At 62.9% G+C, this 18,806-nt stretch carries 14 protein-coding genes and 1 pseudogene; 3 read left to right on the top strand and 12 right to left on the bottom strand.

Annotation, left to right across the window (positions count from 1 at the left end):
- Positions 1-96: 96 nt before the first annotated feature.
- From FNZ07_RS05365 to FNZ07_RS33540, 3 genes are all read right to left on the bottom strand, one after another.
- Positions 97-2,829, bottom strand: coding sequence for an MGH1-like glycoside hydrolase domain-containing protein (locus FNZ07_RS05365; protein WP_091012189.1), 2,733 nt, complete (start codon positions 2,827-2,829; stop codon positions 97-99).
- Positions 2,830-2,927: 98 nt separating this feature from the next.
- A complete protein-coding gene (locus tag FNZ07_RS05360; protein WP_091012186.1) occupies positions 2,928-4,898 on the bottom strand; it encodes an amylo-alpha-1,6-glucosidase in 1,971 nt (656 codons plus the stop codon).
- Complete coding sequence (locus tag FNZ07_RS33540; RefSeq protein ID WP_170275639.1) at positions 4,895-5,050, bottom strand: nitroreductase family protein; 156 nt, start codon at positions 5,048-5,050, stop codon at positions 4,895-4,897. The genes FNZ07_RS05360 and FNZ07_RS33540 overlap by 4 nt, the downstream gene beginning before the upstream one ends.
- A 162-nt stretch (positions 5,051-5,212) precedes the next feature.
- Between FNZ07_RS33540 and FNZ07_RS05355 the strand changes: the two genes are divergently transcribed.
- Together FNZ07_RS05355 and FNZ07_RS05350 are read left to right on the top strand one after the other, a co-directional pair.
- Positions 5,213-5,581 (top strand): hypothetical protein, encoded by a 369-nt coding sequence (locus FNZ07_RS05355; protein ID WP_091012184.1) that lies wholly within the window; start codon positions 5,213-5,215, stop codon positions 5,579-5,581.
- Positions 5,582-5,634: 53 nt separating this feature from the next.
- Entirely contained in the window at positions 5,635-7,773 is a 2,139-nt protein-coding gene (locus FNZ07_RS05350) for a phosphocholine-specific phospholipase C (RefSeq protein ID WP_091012182.1), read from the top strand.
- A 79-nt stretch (positions 7,774-7,852) separates the two neighbouring features.
- On the opposite strand, the pseudogene FNZ07_RS05345 reads toward FNZ07_RS05350, so the two are convergent.
- The 9 genes and pseudogenes from FNZ07_RS05345 to FNZ07_RS05305 all read right to left on the bottom strand — a co-directional run bounded on the left by FNZ07_RS05345 (position 7,853) and on the right by FNZ07_RS05305 (position 18,270).
- Positions 7,853-8,769 (bottom strand): annotated as a pseudogene (locus FNZ07_RS05345) (nucleotidyl transferase AbiEii/AbiGii toxin family protein).
- Entirely contained in the window at positions 8,762-9,862 is a 1,101-nt protein-coding gene (locus FNZ07_RS05340) for a type IV toxin-antitoxin system AbiEi family antitoxin (RefSeq protein WP_091012180.1), read from the bottom strand. Before FNZ07_RS05340 ends, FNZ07_RS05345 begins: the two are co-directional and overlap by 8 nt.
- Before the next feature lie 264 nt (positions 9,863-10,126).
- Positions 10,127-11,527, bottom strand: coding sequence for an MFS transporter (locus FNZ07_RS05335; protein WP_091012178.1), 1,401 nt, complete (start codon positions 11,525-11,527; stop codon positions 10,127-10,129).
- A gap of 260 nt (positions 11,528-11,787) precedes the next feature.
- Positions 11,788-12,678 carry a LysR family transcriptional regulator gene (locus tag FNZ07_RS05330; RefSeq protein ID WP_091012175.1) on the bottom strand — a complete coding sequence of 297 codons (891 nt, stop codon included), beginning with the start codon at positions 12,676-12,678 and terminating at the stop codon, positions 11,788-11,790.
- A 136-nt stretch (positions 12,679-12,814) separates the two neighbouring features.
- A complete protein-coding gene (locus tag FNZ07_RS05325; protein ID WP_091012172.1) occupies positions 12,815-13,615 on the bottom strand; it encodes an HpcH/HpaI aldolase/citrate lyase family protein in 801 nt (266 codons plus the stop codon).
- Positions 13,612-15,018, bottom strand: coding sequence for an MmgE/PrpD family protein (locus FNZ07_RS05320; RefSeq protein WP_091012170.1), 1,407 nt, complete (start codon positions 15,016-15,018; stop codon positions 13,612-13,614). The genes FNZ07_RS05325 and FNZ07_RS05320 overlap by 4 nt, the downstream gene beginning before the upstream one ends.
- A gap of 19 nt (positions 15,019-15,037) precedes the next feature.
- Positions 15,038-16,219 (bottom strand): CaiB/BaiF CoA transferase family protein, encoded by a 1,182-nt coding sequence (locus tag FNZ07_RS05315; protein ID WP_091012168.1) that lies wholly within the window; start codon positions 16,217-16,219, stop codon positions 15,038-15,040.
- 11 nt (positions 16,220-16,230) lie between these two features.
- Entirely contained in the window at positions 16,231-17,394 is a 1,164-nt protein-coding gene (locus tag FNZ07_RS05310; RefSeq protein WP_091012165.1) for an acyl-CoA dehydrogenase family protein, read from the bottom strand.
- A gap of 18 nt (positions 17,395-17,412) precedes the next feature.
- Entirely contained in the window at positions 17,413-18,270 is an 858-nt protein-coding gene (locus FNZ07_RS05305) for an HTD2 family dehydratase (RefSeq protein ID WP_091012162.1), read from the bottom strand.
- A gap of 39 nt (positions 18,271-18,309) precedes the next feature.
- Between FNZ07_RS05305 and FNZ07_RS05300 the strand changes: the two genes are divergently transcribed.
- Positions 18,310-18,513, top strand: a complete 204-nt coding sequence (locus FNZ07_RS05300) for a hypothetical protein (RefSeq protein WP_091012160.1) — start codon at positions 18,310-18,312, stop codon at positions 18,511-18,513.
- The last annotated feature ends 293 nt before the right edge of the window (positions 18,514-18,806 follow it).

Genomic DNA, 18,806 nt, shown 5'->3' with positions numbered 1-18,806 from the left:
AGGAAAGACAACACCCGGACCCGCACAGTTCAAAACAATCCGCAAAACGTGCCGGCGTCAGCGTGCTGTCGCATCGCCGCCAGGCGCGTGCCTACTTCATTTCATTGCCACAGCCACATCGGCGCCGGACATCACCGGCAAACTGCCCGACGCAGCCGCTGCGCGTGGTTGTAGCAATAACGCGACCAGCCCGCTCCAGCCGGTCTGATGCGATGCGCCCACGCCGCGGCCGTTGTCGCCGTGAAAGTATTCGTGGAACAGCACAAGGTCCTGCGAACGCGGATCGGCTTCGAGCAGCGGGTACGCGCCCATCACGGGGCGCCGGCCGTCCTTGTTGCGCAGGAACAGCGTCGTGATACGGCGCGCAAGTTCATCGGCGATCTCGCTCAGCGAGAACTTCTCGCCCGAACCGGTCGGATACTCGACACGAAAATCGTCGCCGTAATAGCGATGGAATTCGTACAGCGATTCGATCAGCAGATAGTTGACCGGCATCCACACCGGCCCGCGCCAGTTGGAATTACCGCCAAACACGCGCGAATCCGATTCGGCCGGTAGATACTTCGCACCGAAGCTCTGGCCGCCGTACTTGAACTCGAACGGCGCGTCGCGATGCACACGCGACAGCGCACGCACGCCGTGATCGGACAGGAATTCGGTTTCATCGAGCGTACGACGCAGCAGTGCCTTCATGCGGTGGCCACGCAGCAGCGACAGCAGCAGGCTGTTGCTCTTGCCGGGCTGATCCCAGCGCGAGACGAGCCGCGCAAGATCGGGCCGGTGTTCGAGGAACCACACGAGCCGCGCGCGCAAGCCAGGCAGATCGCCGTGTAGTCGTTGTTCCAGCACGTGCACCGCGAACAGCGGAATTAGCCCGACAATCGAGCGGATGCGCAGCGGAATGCTCGTGCCATCGGTCAGCCGCAGCTTGTCGTAGAAGAATTCGTCGGCGCTGTCCCACAGACCCGTCTCGGAGTCGTCCTCGCAGCTGACGGCCTCGGCGATGTACAGGAAGTGCTCGAAGAACTTCACACCGATATCGACGAACACGTGATTCGCTACGGCCAGTTCGAGCGCGATACGCATCAGGTCGAGCGCGTAGGCCGCCATCCAGGCGGTGCCATCGGCCTGATCGAGATGACCACCGGTCGGCAGCGGCGCGGAGCGGTCGAAGATACCGACGTTATCGAGGCCGAGAAAACCGCCCTGAAAAATATTGCGGCCGTCGGCGTCCTTGCGGTTCACCCACCACGAGAAATTCAGCAGCAGCTTGTGGAACACCAGCTCGAGAAAATCGCGGTCCGCCTTGCCGGTCAGCGCACGGTCGATTTCATACACGCGCCACGCCGCCCACGCATGTACCGGCGGATTCGCGTCGCCGAAAGCCCACTCGTAAGCGGGGAGCTGTCCGTTGGGATGCTGGTAGCGGTCTTTGACGAGCAGCAGCAACTGGCGCTTCGCAAACGCGGGATCGATCAGCGCAAACGCCGCCGCGTGAAACGCGAGATCCCACGACGCGTACCACGGGTACTCCCATTTGTCCGGCATCGAGACGATGTCGGCGTTGCACAGATGGCGCCAGTCCGTATTGCGTCCGTGCTTGCGGCCGGCAGGCGGCGCGGGCTGCCCAGGGTCGCCCTCGAGCCAGCGCTGCACGTCGAACTGGTAGTACTGCTTCGACCATAGCATCCCCGCGAGCGCCTGGCGTTGCACGAGCCGTGCGTCGGCATCGGCAATTTCATGTTGCAACGCTGCGTAGAACGCGTCGGCCTCAGCGAGGCGTTGCGTGAACAACGCATCGACGTCGAGCGGCGCGTCATCCGGCGCCGACTCCGGCCGCCAGCGCATGAACACGACCGCGCGACCGTGCGGCCCGAGTTCGAGCGGCACATGCGCCGCAGCGCGCGTGCCCGAATCGTTACGTACCGCATGCGTGTCGCCCTGCACGATCCAGTCGTTGAAACCGTCCTTGAACGGCCCTGTGCCATCCGTGCCGAACAGGCGCTTCACATTGGTCTCGTTCTCGCAGAAGCGCCAGTCGGGTACCGCGCCGTCCGCGTCCTTCGTCCATGCGGTGACGACGATCGTATCGTGCCCCTGCTGGCGACCCGTCACCTGCACGTTGCCCTGCGCCGTCACGCTCTTTACCAGCGACGGTTTGTCCTGCAGTCCTTTCCACGACCACTTGTTGCGCGCCCAGATCTGCGGCAACAGATCGATCGAGGCCGCCTGGTCCGCGCGGTTCTCGACCGTCACGCGCATCACGATGTCCTCGGGGGTGTGTTTCGCGTACTCGACCTGCACGTCGAAATAACGCTCGTCGTCGAACACGCCGGTGTCGAGGATTTCGTATTCGGGCATGTCGGCGCCGCGGCGCGCGTTTTCCTGAATCAGGTCGTCGTAGGGAAATGCCGCGTGCGGGTACTTGTAGAGCATGCGCATGTACGAATGCGTCGGTGTGCCGTCGAGGTAGAAGTACAGCTCCTTCACGTCCTCGCCGTGATTGCCCTGCGCATTCGTGAGGCCGTATAGGCGCTCCTTGAGAATCGGATCATGGCGGTTCCACAGTGCAAGTGAAACGCACCAGCTGAGCGTGTCGTCGCCGAAACCGGCGAGGCCGTCCTCGCCCCAGCGGTAGGCGCGGCTACGGGCGTGATCGTGTGGAAAGTAATCCCAGGCGGTGCCGTTCTCGCTGTAGTCCTCGCGCACCGTGCCCCACTGGCGTTCGCTCAGATACGGGCCCCAGCGTTGCCAGCGCGGACAGTCGTGCGAATGCAGGCGGGAGCCTTCGATAGTGTCGAGCAGATTGGCGGCGCGCAACGGTGGCATGGATATCCTCGTGCTAGGCCCGGACATCGGGATCCACATCGTAGCGCGGTTTGCCGGAGACCGCGTTTTTACTGGGCGCCAATGCCAGTCCCCAGCCCCTATGCGGGCCCCAGCAATTTTTCGAGCCGCAGCAGCTCGCCCATCGACCACGCCTGGAACGGTGTGCCACCAGGCGTATGCGGCGCATCGCCGTCGGCGACCTCCGACACATGATCGAGGCCCGCCTCGTCGAGATGCGCATGCAGCGGTGCAACAAAGCCGGCGTACGCCTCGGCGCGGCTCACGTCGGTGACGCCGTGCACGCGCAGCCACGCCTCGACGAACGGCCCGATCAGCCACGGCCACACCGTGCCCTGATGGTAGGCGCTGTCGCGTGCGAGTGGATCGCCGGCATAGCGGCCGCGATAGGCAGGATCGGTTGGCGCGAGCGTGCGCAGACCGAGCGGCGTCAGCAGATGCGCCGCGACCTGGTCGACGACCGCGCGCGCCGACGCGCCTTCGAGCAGCGCAAAAGGCAGGCCGCCTACCGCAAAAATCTGGTTCGGCCGCAACGAGCGGTCGACGGTGCCGGGCACGTGATCGACGTCGACGACATCGAACAGCGCGCCGCTCGAGGGATCGACGAAGCGCTGCGCAAACGCAGCCGTTGCGCTCGCAAGCAGCGACTGCCACTGCGGATTCCACGCTGTTGCAATGCGCAACGCGTTGATCCACAGCGCCTGCACTTCAACCGGCTTACCAATGCGCGGCGTGACGACCCAGTCGCCGACCTTCGCATCCATCCACGTGAGCTGCACGCCGGGCACGCCGGCGCGCAACAGGCCGTCGCGATCGGCGGCTATGTTGAAGCGCGTGCCGCGTGCGTAGCCGGTGAGGATCGCGTCCACGGTGTCCTGCAGACGCTGGCGCGTCGCCGCCGATGCAACGCCGATCGCAAGATAGTCGTGTACCGCGACGACGAACCACAGCGAGGCATCGACGGCGTTGTACTCCGGCGCGCTGCCGTAGTCGGGGAAGCGGTTCGGCAACATGCCTTCGGACAGCGTGCCGACCCATTCGAGCAGGATCGATTCCGCTTCCTGGTAGCGGTCGGTGGCAAGCAGCAGGCCGCGCATCGAGATGAACGTGTCGCGGCCCCAGTCGGTGAACCACGGGAACCCGGCGACGATCGTGCGGCCGGTGTTACGGGCGACCACGTAGGCATCGGCGGATCGTTGCAGACGGGAGCTGGCGGCAGTACGGCGTTGCTGTTCGGTGGTGGCAAGAGTATCGGCATGCTGCGCTGCGGTTTGCGCGGTTTGCGTGAGCGGCAAAGCATTCGCAGCGGGCGCGGCCCGCAGGATCATCACCGCCGGGCCCGCAGCGAGATCGAACGAGAACACGCCCGGCGTCGCCAGGTCTTCGCTGAAGTCGAGCCCACGCTCCTGTTCGCGCAGATAACAGAAATTGCGGTACCAGTCCGGTGCGTGCGCGTAGGTGCCGTTGCTCGACGCGACGATTACCGGCAGATCGCCGTAGGGCTGCCAGGCCACCTGCTCGCCTTCTACGTGCGCCGCAAAATTGAACGCGGGGTTCTCATGGTGCAGTGCGTGATAGTCGCGGCCCGACAGCAGCGGCCTGACTTCGAGCCGTAGCGCACCTGGCGTTAATGCAGCATTGGTGGATTCGAGCCGCCAGCGCAGCACGGTCTCGCAGGTCGCTTTCGCGACGAATACCTCGGCCACGAGCGTCGTGCTGTCGTCGATACGGATACGCCACGTCGGCCACGGTTGCGTATCGAAACCGAGCAGATTCGCTGCGATGTCCGGATAGACCACGTCGGAGCCGTAGCGCTGCATCGTCAGCGGATGACGCTGTCCGTTCACCTCGAGCCACGCTTCGACTCCGTTCACCAGCACCACGCGGCCGGATGGCGCCTGCGCGGCGTCGCGTGCCGCGAGCAGCAGTGCCTGATAGCGGCGCGTACGCGCGATACCGACCGTGCCCGATGCGAAGCCGCCGAGGCTATCCGCTTCGAGCCATTCGTCCTGCAGGTGGTGTGCGTCGAAAGGCGAGGTGAACTGGATCATGGATTGGGGTTGGCCGGAAGGTTGTCTGCACCGCTCAGGAAATGGACGAAGCCGTCGACCGGTTCGCGTGTGCTGACGAGACCGTTCTCCGGCTGCGACGGGTCAGCATAGCCGAGGCTCATGCCGCAAACCAGCCTCGCGGTGGCGATCATGCAGCCACAACTCATTCTTCCCAAAAGCTTTCTTATTACTTTCGAAAAACAGACGTTACGAGTAGTTACGAATCACTCGCAAACGTTTCACAATTTTTTCTTCAATGCATTGGAGACTGCATGCGCACACCGCCTGACTGCTTCAATCACAAGGATGCCCAGATGAACGGAGACGCTCTTTCGCGCGCAACCCCGGTTGCGCTCGCGCTCTTCGCGGCCGTCGCGCTGACCGCCTGCAGCCCCGACGACGCCGGCAGTGCGTCGGGCAATACGCCGGTCAACGCGGCTACTAACGCAGCACCACGGCCCACACCTGCCAGAAGCGATACGCAGCAAACACCCGTGGTAGCCGCCGCAGCCGCAACCCCCGCTGCCCCGCCAAGCTGGTCCACAGCACTCGACGCACCACCCAGCAACAGTTCCAGCAACGACACGCCCAGCGCGATCCTCAGCGCGCAAGCGAGCCTCGCCGCAGACAGCAAGCAAGTAACCCCCGTCATGCACTTCGCGCCTGGCGACAACAGCAATTGATCAGTAGCGCGCCCCACGCGCTATCCTTTCCCCCGAGAAGAAGGTGATAAGCAATGACCTCGAATAGCCGCCGCCGTTTCCTTCAAACCGTGGCATCGTCGGCGGGTGCCGCTGCCGCGATGACCGCGTTGCCCGAGTCGATCCGCAACGCGCTTGCCATTCCCGCCGCGTCGCGCACCGGCACGATCAACGATATCGAACACATCGTCGTGTTCATGCAGGAGAACCGTTCGTTCGACCACTACTTCGGCCATATGCGCGGCGTACGTGGTTACAACGACCGCTTCCCGATTCCGCTGCCGGGCGGCAAGCCGGTGTGGTATCAGCCGTCGAAGGAAAATCCCGCCCAGCCGGTGCTGCCGTTCCACCTGAACACGCAGACCACGAGCGCGCAGTGTATCGGCGACCTCGACCACAACTGGTACCCCACGCATTCCGCGATCAATAACGGCGCGTACAACCAGTGGCCGCAGTACAAGACCGACATGACGATGGGGTATCACCTGCGCAGCGACATTCCGTTTCATTACGCGCTCGCCGATGCATTCACTGTCTGCGACAACTACTTCTGCTCGCTGGCAGGTCCGACGCACCCGAACCGCTCGTATCTGATGACCGGCATGATCGATCCGACCGGCACGCACGGTGGCCCTCTGCTCGACAACAACGACTTCGTCGATGGCGATGCGCCGCCGAAGTATCAACTGCTGTCGTGGACGACGTACCCGGAACGCCTGCAGGCCGCGGGCATTTCGTGGCAGGTGTATCAGCAGGGCCTGACCGGTGACGATCCGATCAACGGCAACTACGGCACGAACGTCCTGCAGAACTTCGCGCAATTCATCAACGCGCAGCCCGGCACGCCGCTGTATGAGCGCGCGCAGACCGTGCGCACGATCGCCGATCTGAAGTCCGACGTGCTCGCCAACAATCTGCCGCAGGTGTCCTGGCTGTGCCCGCCGGCCGCGTTCTCCGAACACCCGAAGTACACGCCGCTCTATGGCGCCGAATACACGTCGCAGATCCTCGATGCGCTGACGTCGAACCCCGAGGTCTGGAGCAAGACCGTGCTGTTCATCATGTACGACGAGAACGACGGTTTCTTCGATCACATCGTGCCACCGCAAGCACCGTCGAATAGCACGCAAGGCAAGTCGACGGTGACCGTCGACGGCGAAATCCACAACGTCATCAACCCGTCGGGACGCGGAGGCACCTACACCGTCGACAACCTGCCGTTCGGTCTCGGACCGCGCGTGCCGATGACGGTCGTATCGCCGTGGACCAAGGGCGGCTTCGTCTGCTCGCAGGTGTTCGACCATACGTCGGTGATCCGCTTCATCGAGCAGCGTTTCGGCGTGGAAGAACCGAACATCTCGCCGTGGCGTCGTGCAGTGTGCGGCGATCTGACTACCGCGTTCGACTTCCGCACACCCGATGCAAAGTTGCCGCCGCTGCCCGACACGAGCAACTACATCAACGAAGCCAACAACCAGTGCTCGTCGTTGCCGCCGCCGACCGTGCCGGCTACACCGGGCCCGATCGATCCGCAGGAACCGGGCATCCGCTTCGCCCGTGCGATTCCGTACGAACTGCATGTGAACGGCCACGTCGACACGCGCGCGAACAGCTTCGTGATCGAGTTCGGCAACACCGGCAAACAAGGCGCGCACTTCTACGTGTACTCGACGAACCGTACCGACGGCCCGTGGCGCTACACGGTCGAAGCCGGCAAGTCGCTCAGCGAAACGTTCGACCTCAGCACGACAAACGGCGCCTACGCGTTCATCGTGTACGGCCCGAACGGCTTCGTGCGCCAGTTCGGCGGCGATGTGTCGGCGCAGCAGACACAAGGCCATGGTCACAACCATCCGGCGCATCCCGAGATCAAGGTGCATTACGACGTCGCGAACGGCAATGTGTTCATCCGCTTTGCGAATCACAGCGAAGGCTTCGCGCGGCTGACGGTGGTCGACAACGCGTACGGCGCATGGCCGCGCCCCGTGCTGCTGCCGCCGGGCGTGCAGATCGAGGAACCGTGGATTCTCGCGTCGAGCCATCACTGGTATGACCTGACTGTGACTAGCAGTAGCGATGCGAGCTTTATCCGTCGTGTGGCGGGTCACGTCGAGAACGGCCGGCCGAGTATTAGCGATCCGGCGGCGGTTGCGCCGGTTAGTACGGCGCTCTGAGTGAGGTAGGTGTGAGGGCGGCAGCTATAGCTGCCGCTCTTGCAGGGTCAACCGAGAGGATTCAAGGCTTGGCGCTCTCTCAAGCGCCGGCCACCGGCCCTTCAGGCTCCACGTCCGCGCGATCCTCATTTCCTCCGCCCGTCGACAAAAGCTCCTTTGTGAAGGTCGCGAGCAGGGTGTCGGAATCATCGACGAAGCCACCCAGCAGCGTGGTGGCGCGTGCCTCAAGGTCCGCCCGCAGCCTTCCGGCGTCCTCTGGCGCCTGGAGCAACGCGTGTAGCGCTGCCTGCGTCCCGGATACGCAAGCTTGCGTACATCGCGCCCGAGCAGCCCAGCCGCTGCCAGCACCGGATCGGAATCCATCGCTCCCAGAAGATCCGCAGCCTTCTCAAAGGTCCGTTCGATATTGCCTGCCTGGAAGTAGTTGCGCAGGACGAAAAGGATGTCCCCAGCGTCGGTGTTTTTTTGCAGTCGACGGTCTTTCCACGCGAAGAGCTTGAGCAGGACGAAGGCGGGAAGCGTCACCACGGGCACCACGAGGTCCTCGCCGATGTCCACCGGTTCTGCCGTATCGACCGCTTCCTGAAATCCAAGAACCGTCATCACAATATCGCCGCCCGGTGGCCAGTGGATCTCGCCGCGCGGTCCTTCAATTTGCCCGAAAGGAACCACGTCCAGCTCGATCTCGTAGTCGTCCGGGCTACGCTTGAACAAGAACTTCTGCTGCTGTTTCTGGTGACGTCTGAAGCGCCGCGTTTGCAATAGCCGGTCGATCAGCATGTCGTGGAACGCCCAGCTCACCGCGCAGACCGCCACATCGACGTCACGCGTGGCGACAGGTGCCTTAATGTCGTGAAGATGCCACGTGAGAATGTCACGCGCCGTCGCGCCCGCGAGCACGAATTGCGTACCGAGTTGCGCGCACGCATCTCTAACGTCTCGTAGCAAGGCAATCGTGAGCGGCTCGACCGGACGTTCGACGGGGACTTTAAGCATTCTCGTTCGCCACGTAGCGTGCGTAGATCGCTTGGGCCACTTCGCGATTCCGGTCGTCGCCCGACATGATCAGATCCGCGTAGACCAGCAGAGGGTGAACGACTCCCCGATCGGGCAAGTCCCATCGGTCTTCTGCCTCCACGGGCCAGAATGCCTCAAGTACCTCGACATCACCGCGCTCGTCTGGCCTCAGCATGGCTTTCGACATCATCTTCGGCGCAAGCCCACCTGGTGCGTAGACCGTCACGGTCGCGGGTTTGATCTTTCGGGTGAGGATGTCGGCCGCCACTTCGCCACCAAGACGGGCTTGAGGGTCGAGCGCCTCCGGGTTGCGCCACCAATCCTTGTCCTTCGTCCAACTGGTAAAGCGCCGCGGGCTGAGCTTCGGGCGAAGCCGCGTCGGAAAGAGGCTTACCCAGTCGTCGACCAAGCGGCGGTGGTCGACGATCACTCTGTTCTTGCCCTTGACCACCACCAGACCGCGATCCATCAGGTCGTCCATCGCCAGATTCACCGTGTTCAGGGCAACGCCCGAGAGGTCGGCGATCGTGCGATAGGGTTCCCCCACGAGACCGGGCAGGGTCAGCAGCGCGAAGGTCACGCGCATGCCTTTTGGTGTGGTCGAGCGCGACGTTTGATCCAGACGCTGCAGCGTGGGCTTGCCGCGGCCGACGATCATGATCGTCGCCTCCGGTGTCTGGAGGAAGACGTTGCCCGCCGTGTCGAGGAACGGAATACGTTTGGTGATCAGCTCGTCCGCCAGCCTTGGCGTGACATGCTGCGTGACAAACATCAAAGGGCGATCGTCTTCAGGCGTGGCGCGAGAGTGCATGCGGTTGACGATGACTCCCGCGCCGGGCGAACTGGTGCTGGCCTCGATAACCACAGGCATGACGAGGTGCTTTCCCGCGACGTCGAAGCGGATCCAGGCGTCCGGGCCGTCGTTTGTCGACGTCCGCGCGTCAGCTTGCCCTTTTCTGCCTGACGCGCTGAGGGGTGTCGCCTGGTAGAGCTGCGTCGCATCTGAAAATGCTTCGCAAGCCAACGTCAGCGCGCGCTGGTCACTACTGGCGATGCGGTCCGAGAGGATCACGTGCAACTCTCCTGTACGTTTATTGTCCAGTGTATGATAAAAGCATACAAGATGCAAATAACGTACAAAAATGCAGGAGATGCCATACTTATTGGGAAATATAGCTCGACGACAGATTTATGTACGTTATTAAACGATGTACGCTAAAAACGTACACGTTAAAAAAACGTACAATCAGCAACAACTTTGTCCGCAAGTCGTCCCTGGATAACCTTTGACTCGACTCGGACTGTCCGTTCGCGTGCGGGGTTGTTTCATTCAACGTCAATGCGCGCCGGTCGGTGCGCGGGTCGTTAGCGCATCCCCGGATTCGTCTGTGCGTTCGCCCAACCCCGGCGAAATCGCCTCAAGCGTCAACTGGCTCGTCTCGATCCTCAGCGCGAGGATCGCGATGCTCAACAGCACCAGCGCACCGCTCACCATCGTCACCACACCGGTCACCCCGAAGTGCGTATAGAGCACGATCGCAACATACGGCGTCGACATCGACGCCGCACGTCCGCAGGTGCCGGCAATACCGGTGCCACGCAGCCGGTGCGTAGTAGGAAAGAGTTCAGGAATGTAGCCAAACAGGCCGAGCGTGCAGACCGTATAGATGGCCGTCACCAGCGTAAAGCCCACAATCGAAATCGCCGCCGGCTCGCGCATCTGCACATACAGGTAGCTGAGCGCGACGGTCACGGCCGAGAACAGCACGAGCCCATTACGCCGACCGATCCGGTCCGCGGCAAAGTAGCCGACCACGGCACCCGCTGGCGCGCCAAACGACATCAGCAGCACGAAGCCCAGCGACTGCACGATCGTCAGCCCTTCCTTCACGAAGAACGTCGGCAGCCACGCGACGAAACCGTACAACGACATATTGATCGCCATGCAAGTCAGCGCCGCGACCAGCGTGCGACCGAGCATGCCGCGCGCGAACAGCGCCGAGATCGGCGCATGCGGCGCCGCGTGGCTCATCACGTGCGCCACCGGCGGCAGCACGCCGACCTGCGCCGCGACTTCGCGTTCGATCGCCGTCACGGTCGCTTCCGCCTCGTCCAGCCGGCCGACGGTTTCGAGCCAGCGCGGCGATTCCGGCATCCGGTGCCGCAGCACCCAGACGATCAACGCACCAATGCCCGCGATCGCGAACATATAGCGCCAGCCGAGATGCGGAATCACCCAGTAACCGATCGCAGTCGCACCGAGCAGCCCCGAGTTGATGATCAGCGCAAGCAGCGAAGTCCAGCGTCCGCGCGAGGCTGGCGGCACGAACTCGCACAGCGTACCCGCTGCAACGACCAGTTCCGCGCCGAGTCCGACGCCCATCACGAAGCGCAGCACGATCAGCCAGTAGATGTCCGGCGCAAAACACGCTGCAAGCGACGCAAGACCGAAGATCGCGAGATTCGCCTGGTACGAATAACGCCTGCCGAAGCGATCGCCGAGATAACCCGACAGCCCCGCGCCGATCATCATGCCGAGGAAGGTCGCTGAAATGAAGAACGAGCCGAGCCGCAGGTCGGTGAAACCGCTTTTCACCATCGCAGCCAGCGAGCCGTTGGCGAGGTAGATGTCGAATGCGTCGAGGAAAGCGCCCGCACCGATCAGGCCGAGAATTTTCCAGTGAAAGCGGCTGACAGGCAGCCGGTCGAGCCGGGCGCCCGAATTGACGATAGCCAAATGTGTCTCCGATTGGTTCTATCGACGGCAACGTAGCGGACCCGTGCTTTCTCGCGATGCACTTCGGGGCGAACTGGGCGGCGTCGAACTGGGTTGATCTGCAGTGGGAGCTTGCGCCCGCCGAAACGCCAGCGGAATTTGCTTTTTTGGAACGGCTCGTTCAGGCACTGCGAACAGCCGCGATCGGATGCGTTCAGACGCGCGATCGGGTCATCGAAGCACGGGTTTTCCCGCATCGAACGGTAGGTCCAGCACGTGTGTCAGCTATCGCTGCTCAACAGCATATCGATCAGCTTGCGGGAAAATTGCGGCAGGTCGTTCAGGCTGCGCACGCAGATCTTGAGCTTGCGTTCGGCCCATGCATCGTTGAGCCGGACAATCGCGATTCGCATCGTCGTCGCGTGTCGCAGCGCGACCGATTCGGGCACGATGCCGATCCCGACACCCGCGGCGATCATCCGGCACGCCGCTTCGAAATTACCAACCTGGATGCGCAGCTTGATACGCCGCCCAAGCGCATCCGCGGCGATCGTGATGAACGAGTGAATCGCACTCGATGTCGGCAGGCTGATGAAGTCGTCGTCCAGCGTCTCCGAGAAATCGACGGACGTGCGTTGCGCGAGCGGATGACTAGGCGCTGCGACGAGCACCAGCCTGTCGTCGCGATACGGCAGCATCTCCAGATGACCGGCATCGACGTTGCCGGCGACGATGCCGATATCGGTGGCACCATCCGCAACGCCTTTGACGATCTCGCCGCTCAGCACCTCACGTAGCTCGATGTTGACGTCGTGATGATCGCGCAGGAACTGGCTCAACACCGCGGGAAGAAACTCGCTGATCGCGGTCGTATTCGCCCAGATGCGCACGTGCCCCTTGATGCCTTCGCCGAAGTCCTGCATGTCGGCCGCGAGATGTTCGACGCGCTCCAGCACGAGCCGTGCATGCCGCACGAACGATTCGCCGGCCGGCGTCAGCGTCATGCCCTGGCTCGTGCGATACAGCAGACGAAACCCCAGGTCCTCTTCGAGATTCTTTACGCGGGTACTCGCGGCCGGCGGCGACAGATGGCAACGTTCGGCCGCGCGCGCGAGGTTCTTCGTGTCGGCGAGGGTGACGATCAGATTCAGGTCGACGAAATCGACGTGCATGTCGGTAGATAAAGGCGGCATCGAAACGATGGACATCGATATTAACCGAGTGTGCGCTATACGTTGGGAAATGCGCCCTTCTGCCGGGGCCGCACGCGTTGAGCGTGGCGGCCCGTGTCTTTCATGCCTGCCCGCTCTACCCGCTGCTTCCTGCGATGCGCTGCGCCTTCAGGATCACCGGCAGATCGACCATCTTGCCGTCGACTGCGACGGCCGAGCCGCCGCTTGCCTGCACCGCTTGCAGCACACGCGCCGCCCACGCTTTTTCGTCGTCGCTCCACGCATACGCGCGATGCACCGCGTCGATCTGCTTCGGATGGATGCACAGCTTGCCGCCGAAACCGAGACGCCGGGCGCGCCGCGCATCGGCTTCGATGGCAGCAGGATCGTCGAGTACGGTCGACGGGCCGTCGACAGGCGTCTCGATACCCGCAAGCCGCGACGCGAGCACGATCTGCGAACGAAAAAACAACAGCTCGTCGCCGTCGCCTTCGATATTCATGTCGATCTGGAAATCGAGTGTGCCGAATAGCACGCGTTGTACCTTCGGCGCTTCGCACAGCACTGTGACGCCGGCTAGTCCGTGCGCGGTTTCGAGAATCGGTAGTACGGCGACCGAAGGACGCGCATGCGCCAGGACAGCGTCGATCTGTTCGCGCGTTTCCGCTTTCGGCAGCACGATCCCCGCGACGCCCGGATGATCGGCTAGCGCGGCGAGGTCATCGGCAAACCATGGCGTATCTGCCGCATTGATCCGCACGAACGCGGGCCGCACAGGATCCAGGTGCGCGAGCACAGTGTCGCGTGCGGCGGATTTCTGGTCCGGCGGCACGGCATCTTCGAGGTCCAGGATCACTGCATCAGCACCTGCCGCGCGTGCCTTCTCGAAACGCTCCGGACGATTGCCGGGCACGAACAGATAGGAACGCGCGCTCATGCCGCGGCCGGGATCGACACTGCGACCTGCGGAGCGCCACCGAACAACATGCCGACATGCGGCGCCGTAGCCACGTTCCACGCGGCAGCAAGCAACTGCGCCGCTTCAGCGTCTGTCGCAGCGCCGGAGAACGCCGCGAGCTGGCGAAACTTCGCGTCGATCTCGCCACGCGACAACGTATTGCCCGGATCGCCTTTCGGTTCGTCGACACGCCCTCGCAGTGTCCGACCGTCGCGCATAAGCACGCTGACCTTGCCGATCCAGCGAGCCGGATAGGCGCGATCGACTTCGTCGTCGAGCGCCATGCGCACCTTGTCGCGAAACGCGACGATATCGCCGGCCGAGAAATCGCGCTCGAAATCGTTCACGCCGGCCTGGCCGCGATACGCAACGAGCCCGAGCACGGTGCCCATGTTGAACTTCGCCTGGTGGACTGTGACCGGTGAGTGCACCGGACCAAGCACATCGAGCGCGCCCTGATGCACATGCGCCGTCACCTGAACGATGTCGTCCGGTTCGAGCCCGTGTTCGTCGATCACCGCAAGCAGCGCGTCGGCGGCCGGGTGCGTATGCCGGCATGCGGCGTGGTACTTGAACGATGTCTCGATGGTGGCCCAGCGCTCGCCGAGACGGTCGGTAAGACGCGCTGGGTCCGCATCCGTCGACATCCCCGCGGCCATCCCTTGCGCGCCCTCCAGGATATGCGTGGCGCCCTTGAAACCGTCGGCCGCGAGCGTCGCCGCCATCACGCCGTTCGCGGCCGCCATCGCGGTGTGCAGCTGCTTCGAATCGGCGGCGTCGCGCAGGAATTCCCATAGACCGCTTGCCTGTGTGCCGGCAGAACCGAACGCATCGAGCATCTGTTCCGGCGTAAGCCCGAGCAACCGCCCGGCGGTCGCCGCGGCGGCCACTGTGCCTGCCGTGCCGGTCGTGTGGAAAATCTTGTAGTGCGAGCGCCCGAGAAATTCGCCGATCCGGATGCCTGTTTCGTAGCCCGCCACGACTGCCGCGATAAACTCGCGGCCCGACGCGTTCGATGCCTGCGCAAGCGCGAGCGCAACCGGAAACACAACCGCCGCCGGATGGAACACCGACCCGTTGTGCACGTCGTCCTGCTCGACGAAATGCGAGGCGGCCGCGTTGATCATCGCGGCGAAATAAGGTGTCGTGCGCGTGCGGTCGATCAATACTTCTGCCGTACCTGCATGCTCACCCGCGCAAGTACCCGCCGCACGCGCGAACCGCGCAACGCTCTCGACCGGTCGCGCGCCCTTGCCCGCGAGCGCCGAGCCGAGCCAGTCCACATACAGGTTCACCGTGCGCTCCACAACCTCGTGCGGAATCGCGTCGAAGCGCAGTTGTGCGACAAAGGTTGCGAGCGTGCGGCTCGGATGATCGCTCATGTCTTGATCTCCAGAAAGTTCAGATGGCGCCGGCCGTGCGCAACGCGTCGATCTGCGCGGACGTATAGCCGAGTTCGCCGAGTATCGCGTCGGTATGTTCGCCGAGCGCCGGCACCGCGTCCATGCGCGGGTCGACGGTGTTGGGCACACCGGGTGGCAGCAGTGCGGGCATGTCGCCGGCCGACGTACCGACGGTGCGCCAGCGTTCGCGTGCCTGTAATTGCGGATGCGCCCATACATCGTTGAGCGTGTTCATCTGTGCATTGGCGATACCGGCATGATCGAGCCGCGCGATTACGTCTGCGGTATTCAGTGTCGAGAATGCTGCCACGATCACGGCGTGTAGTTCTTCGCGTGCGGCGGAGCGCTTCGAGTTCGTGTCGAAGCGCGGATCATCGGCAAGCGTTGCGGCTTCGAGCACCTGCTCGCAAAAGAGCTTCCATTCGCGCTCGTTTTGCAATCCGAGCATCACCGTCTTGCCGTCACCGGCTGGAAATGGGCCGTACGGATAGATCGTCGCGTGCGCAGCGCCCGACAGCGCAGGCGGGCTCTGTCCATCGATCGCGTAGTACAGCGGATAGCCCATCCATTCCACCATGCTCTCGAGCATCGACACGTCGATCCGGCAACCCTTGCCGGTACGTCCGCGCAGCAGCAGCGCATTGAGGATGCTCGCGTACGCGTGCATGCCCGCTGCGATGTCGGCGATCGAGCAACCCGCCTTGGCGGGCGCACCGGGCGACCCGGTGATCGACAGAAAACCCGACTCGCTCTGAATCAACAGGTCGTAGGCTTTCTTGTCGCGGTACGGACCGTCCGCGCCATAGCCCGAGATATCGCACACGATGAGCTTCGGGTAGCGCTCGCTGAGCGCGGCGTAGCTAAGCCCGAGCCGCTCCGCCGCGCCGGGCGCGAGGTTCTGCACGAGCACGTCCGCATCGGCGACGAGCGCATCGAGAATGTGACTGGCGTCTTCATGCTTCACATCGAGCGTGAGACTTTCCTTCGAACGATTCACCCACACGAAATGCGACGCGAGTCCGTGCACGCGCTCGTCGTAACCGCGTGCGAAATCGCCCGAGCCGGGGCGCTCCACCTTGATGACGCGCGCGCCCATGTCGGCGAGTTGCCGCGTGCAGAACGGCGCGGCGATCGCATGTTCGAGCGTGATGACCTTGATGCCGTCGAGCGGTCTCGTCATGTCGTCGGCCCTCAGAACGAACGCGGCAAGCCGAGAATATGCTCGGCGACGTACGAGAGAATCAGGTTCGTCGAGATCGGCGCGACCTGATACAGCCGCGTCTCGCGAAACTTGCGCTCGACGTCGTACTCGCACGCAAAGCCAAAGCCGCCGTGAAATTGCAGGCAGGCGTTGGCGGCTTCCCATGATGCATCCGCGGCAAGCAGCTTCGCCATGTTCGCCTGGGCGCCGCATGGTTCGTGCGCATCGAAACGGCGCGCGGCCTCGAAGCGCATCAGGCTCGCAGCCTCGACGTTGACGAACGCGCGCGCAATCGGAAACTGCACGCCCTGGTTCTGTCCGATCGGCCGACCGAACACGATGCGCTCTTTCGCGTAAGCGCTGACCTTGTCGATGAACCAGTAACCGTCGCCGATACACTCGGCGGCAATCAGCGTGCGTTCCGCATTGAGTCCGTCGAGTATGTATTTGAAGCCCTGCCCCTCTTCGCCGATCAGGTTTTCCGCAGGAATCTCGAGGTTGTCGAAGAACAGTTCATTGGTCTCGTGATTGACCATGTTCAGGATCGGTTGCACGGTCATTCCGTGGCCGATCGCTTCGCGCAGATCGACGAGGAAGATCGACATGCCTTCCGATTTCCGTGTGACATCGGCAAGCGGTGTCGTACGCGCGAGCAGGATCATCAGGTCCGAATGCTGGACGCGCGAGATCCACACCTTCTGTCCATTGATCACATAACGGTCGCCACGACGCTCGGCGGTGGTCTTGATCTTCGTCGTGTCGGTGCCGGTGGTCGGTTCGGTCACGCCCATCGACTGCAGGCGCAGTTCACCGTTCGCGATTTTCGGCAGATAGCGCTGCTTCTGTTCGGCCGAACCATGGCGCAGCAGCGTGCCCATGTTGTACATCTGGCCGTGGCACGCACCCGAGTTACCGCCCGCGCGATTGATCTCCTCCATGATGATCGACGCCTCGAGCAAGCCGAGGCCGGAGCCGCCGTAGTCCTGCGGTATCAGCGCAGCGAGCCAGCCGGCTTTCGTCAGCGCATCGACAAATGCTTCCGGATAACCGCGCGCCTCGTCGATCTTGCGAAAATATTCGCCGGAGAATTGCAGACAGAGATCGCGTACCGCTTCGCGGACGTCCTGGAACTGGTCGGAGTGAGTGGTTTGCATGGCGGGTTCGGAGGGAATTCAGGCAAGCGTCGCCGACGCACGCATCGTCAGATAGCCGTCGTGGTCTTTCGCCCACAGCTCGACGCCGCGGCCATCGGCCGACGGCTTGCCGCACACGCTGAACGGCTGCGGCGCAAAGGTCGGGCGCAGCGCGCGGTACGAAAACGTCGACAGCGTTGCGTCGGGCAGCTCGCCGCGCACGAGGTCGACGAGCAGTGTGGCAATCAGCGGGCCGTGCACGATGAGGCCAGGATAGCCCTCTTCCTGCGTGACGTAGGGATAGTCGTAGTGAATGCGGTGACTGTTGAACGTCAGCGCCGAATAGCGGAACAGCAGCACCGGATCGGGGTGGATGACGCGCGAGAACGTATCGTCGGATGGCGCACGGGCGGGTTCTTTCCGCGGCTCGTCGGCCGTGGCGGAAGGCGCCTCGCGGTACACGAGGTCATGCTCTTCGTCGATTCTCGGCTCGCCGTTCACCTCGATCTCGTGCCGCACGGTCACGAACACGAGCCGGCCCGTACGCCCGGTCTTGTCCTCGATATTGACGATGGTCGACGTGCGCTGCGCAACGTCGCCAGGCTGCAGCGGTGCATGGAACGTGACCCGGCCACCAGCCCACATTCTGCGCGGCAGCGGCACGGGCGGCAGAAACTCGCCGCGCTCCGGGTGGCCGTCCGCACCCGCAGTAGCGAGCGGCGAGACTGGCAGAAAGTACAGCCAGTGCCACAGCGGCGGTACATCCTGCGTGGGCTGAGCCGTCTGCGGATAATCCAGCGTCGCGGACAACGCCGCGAGCGGAAATGCGGTCACGGTATCGCGACAAGTCTCGGTCCTGTCGAGCCATGCATCGAGCTTCGCGGTGGAATCGGACACGTTGGGGTCTCCCGTTGGCGGTGGTCGTCAGCCTCAACTATGGACCCGAACCGCGTTCGCCGCGAAGTCGCGAATCCCGAATCGGGGCTTCGGGATTCGTTAATGCGGCGATCGCCGCGCACGATGCGCCTGCAGAACATCGACCCACGGCTGGGGCTTTTATTCGCCGTTATTCTTGCTGATTCACTGCCTGAAATTGAATCTGGCAATGGCATTATTTCGAATCTTATTTCGATCGAGTGACAAAGTGACAAAGCGGCACAAGGGGGTATTACATTCACTCTCATTCAGGTTATGCGAGTTGTCACGTTAAACCGCATAAATTACATTTCTCCACTAAAATTCTTTGAAATTCCTTTCAGCATGTCGTAGCATTGAAAAAAACAAAGCCGGCAGTTAGCGGAGAGATGCAGGTCGGAGGGGATTCCAGCGACATGTGATTCCATTATGCGAATTAGCGTAATGCATTCATGCATGTTTGATTCACCCTTAAATTTTCTTGCTCATTTCATCAATTCCGAACGTCGTTAATTCCG

The organism is Paraburkholderia megapolitana (genome assembly GCF_007556815.1).
Classification (GTDB): Bacteria; Pseudomonadota; Gammaproteobacteria; order Burkholderiales; family Burkholderiaceae; genus Paraburkholderia; species Paraburkholderia megapolitana.
Note: the sequence above shows the minus strand (reverse complement) of the source record. Positions and strands in the feature narration are given on the sequence as shown.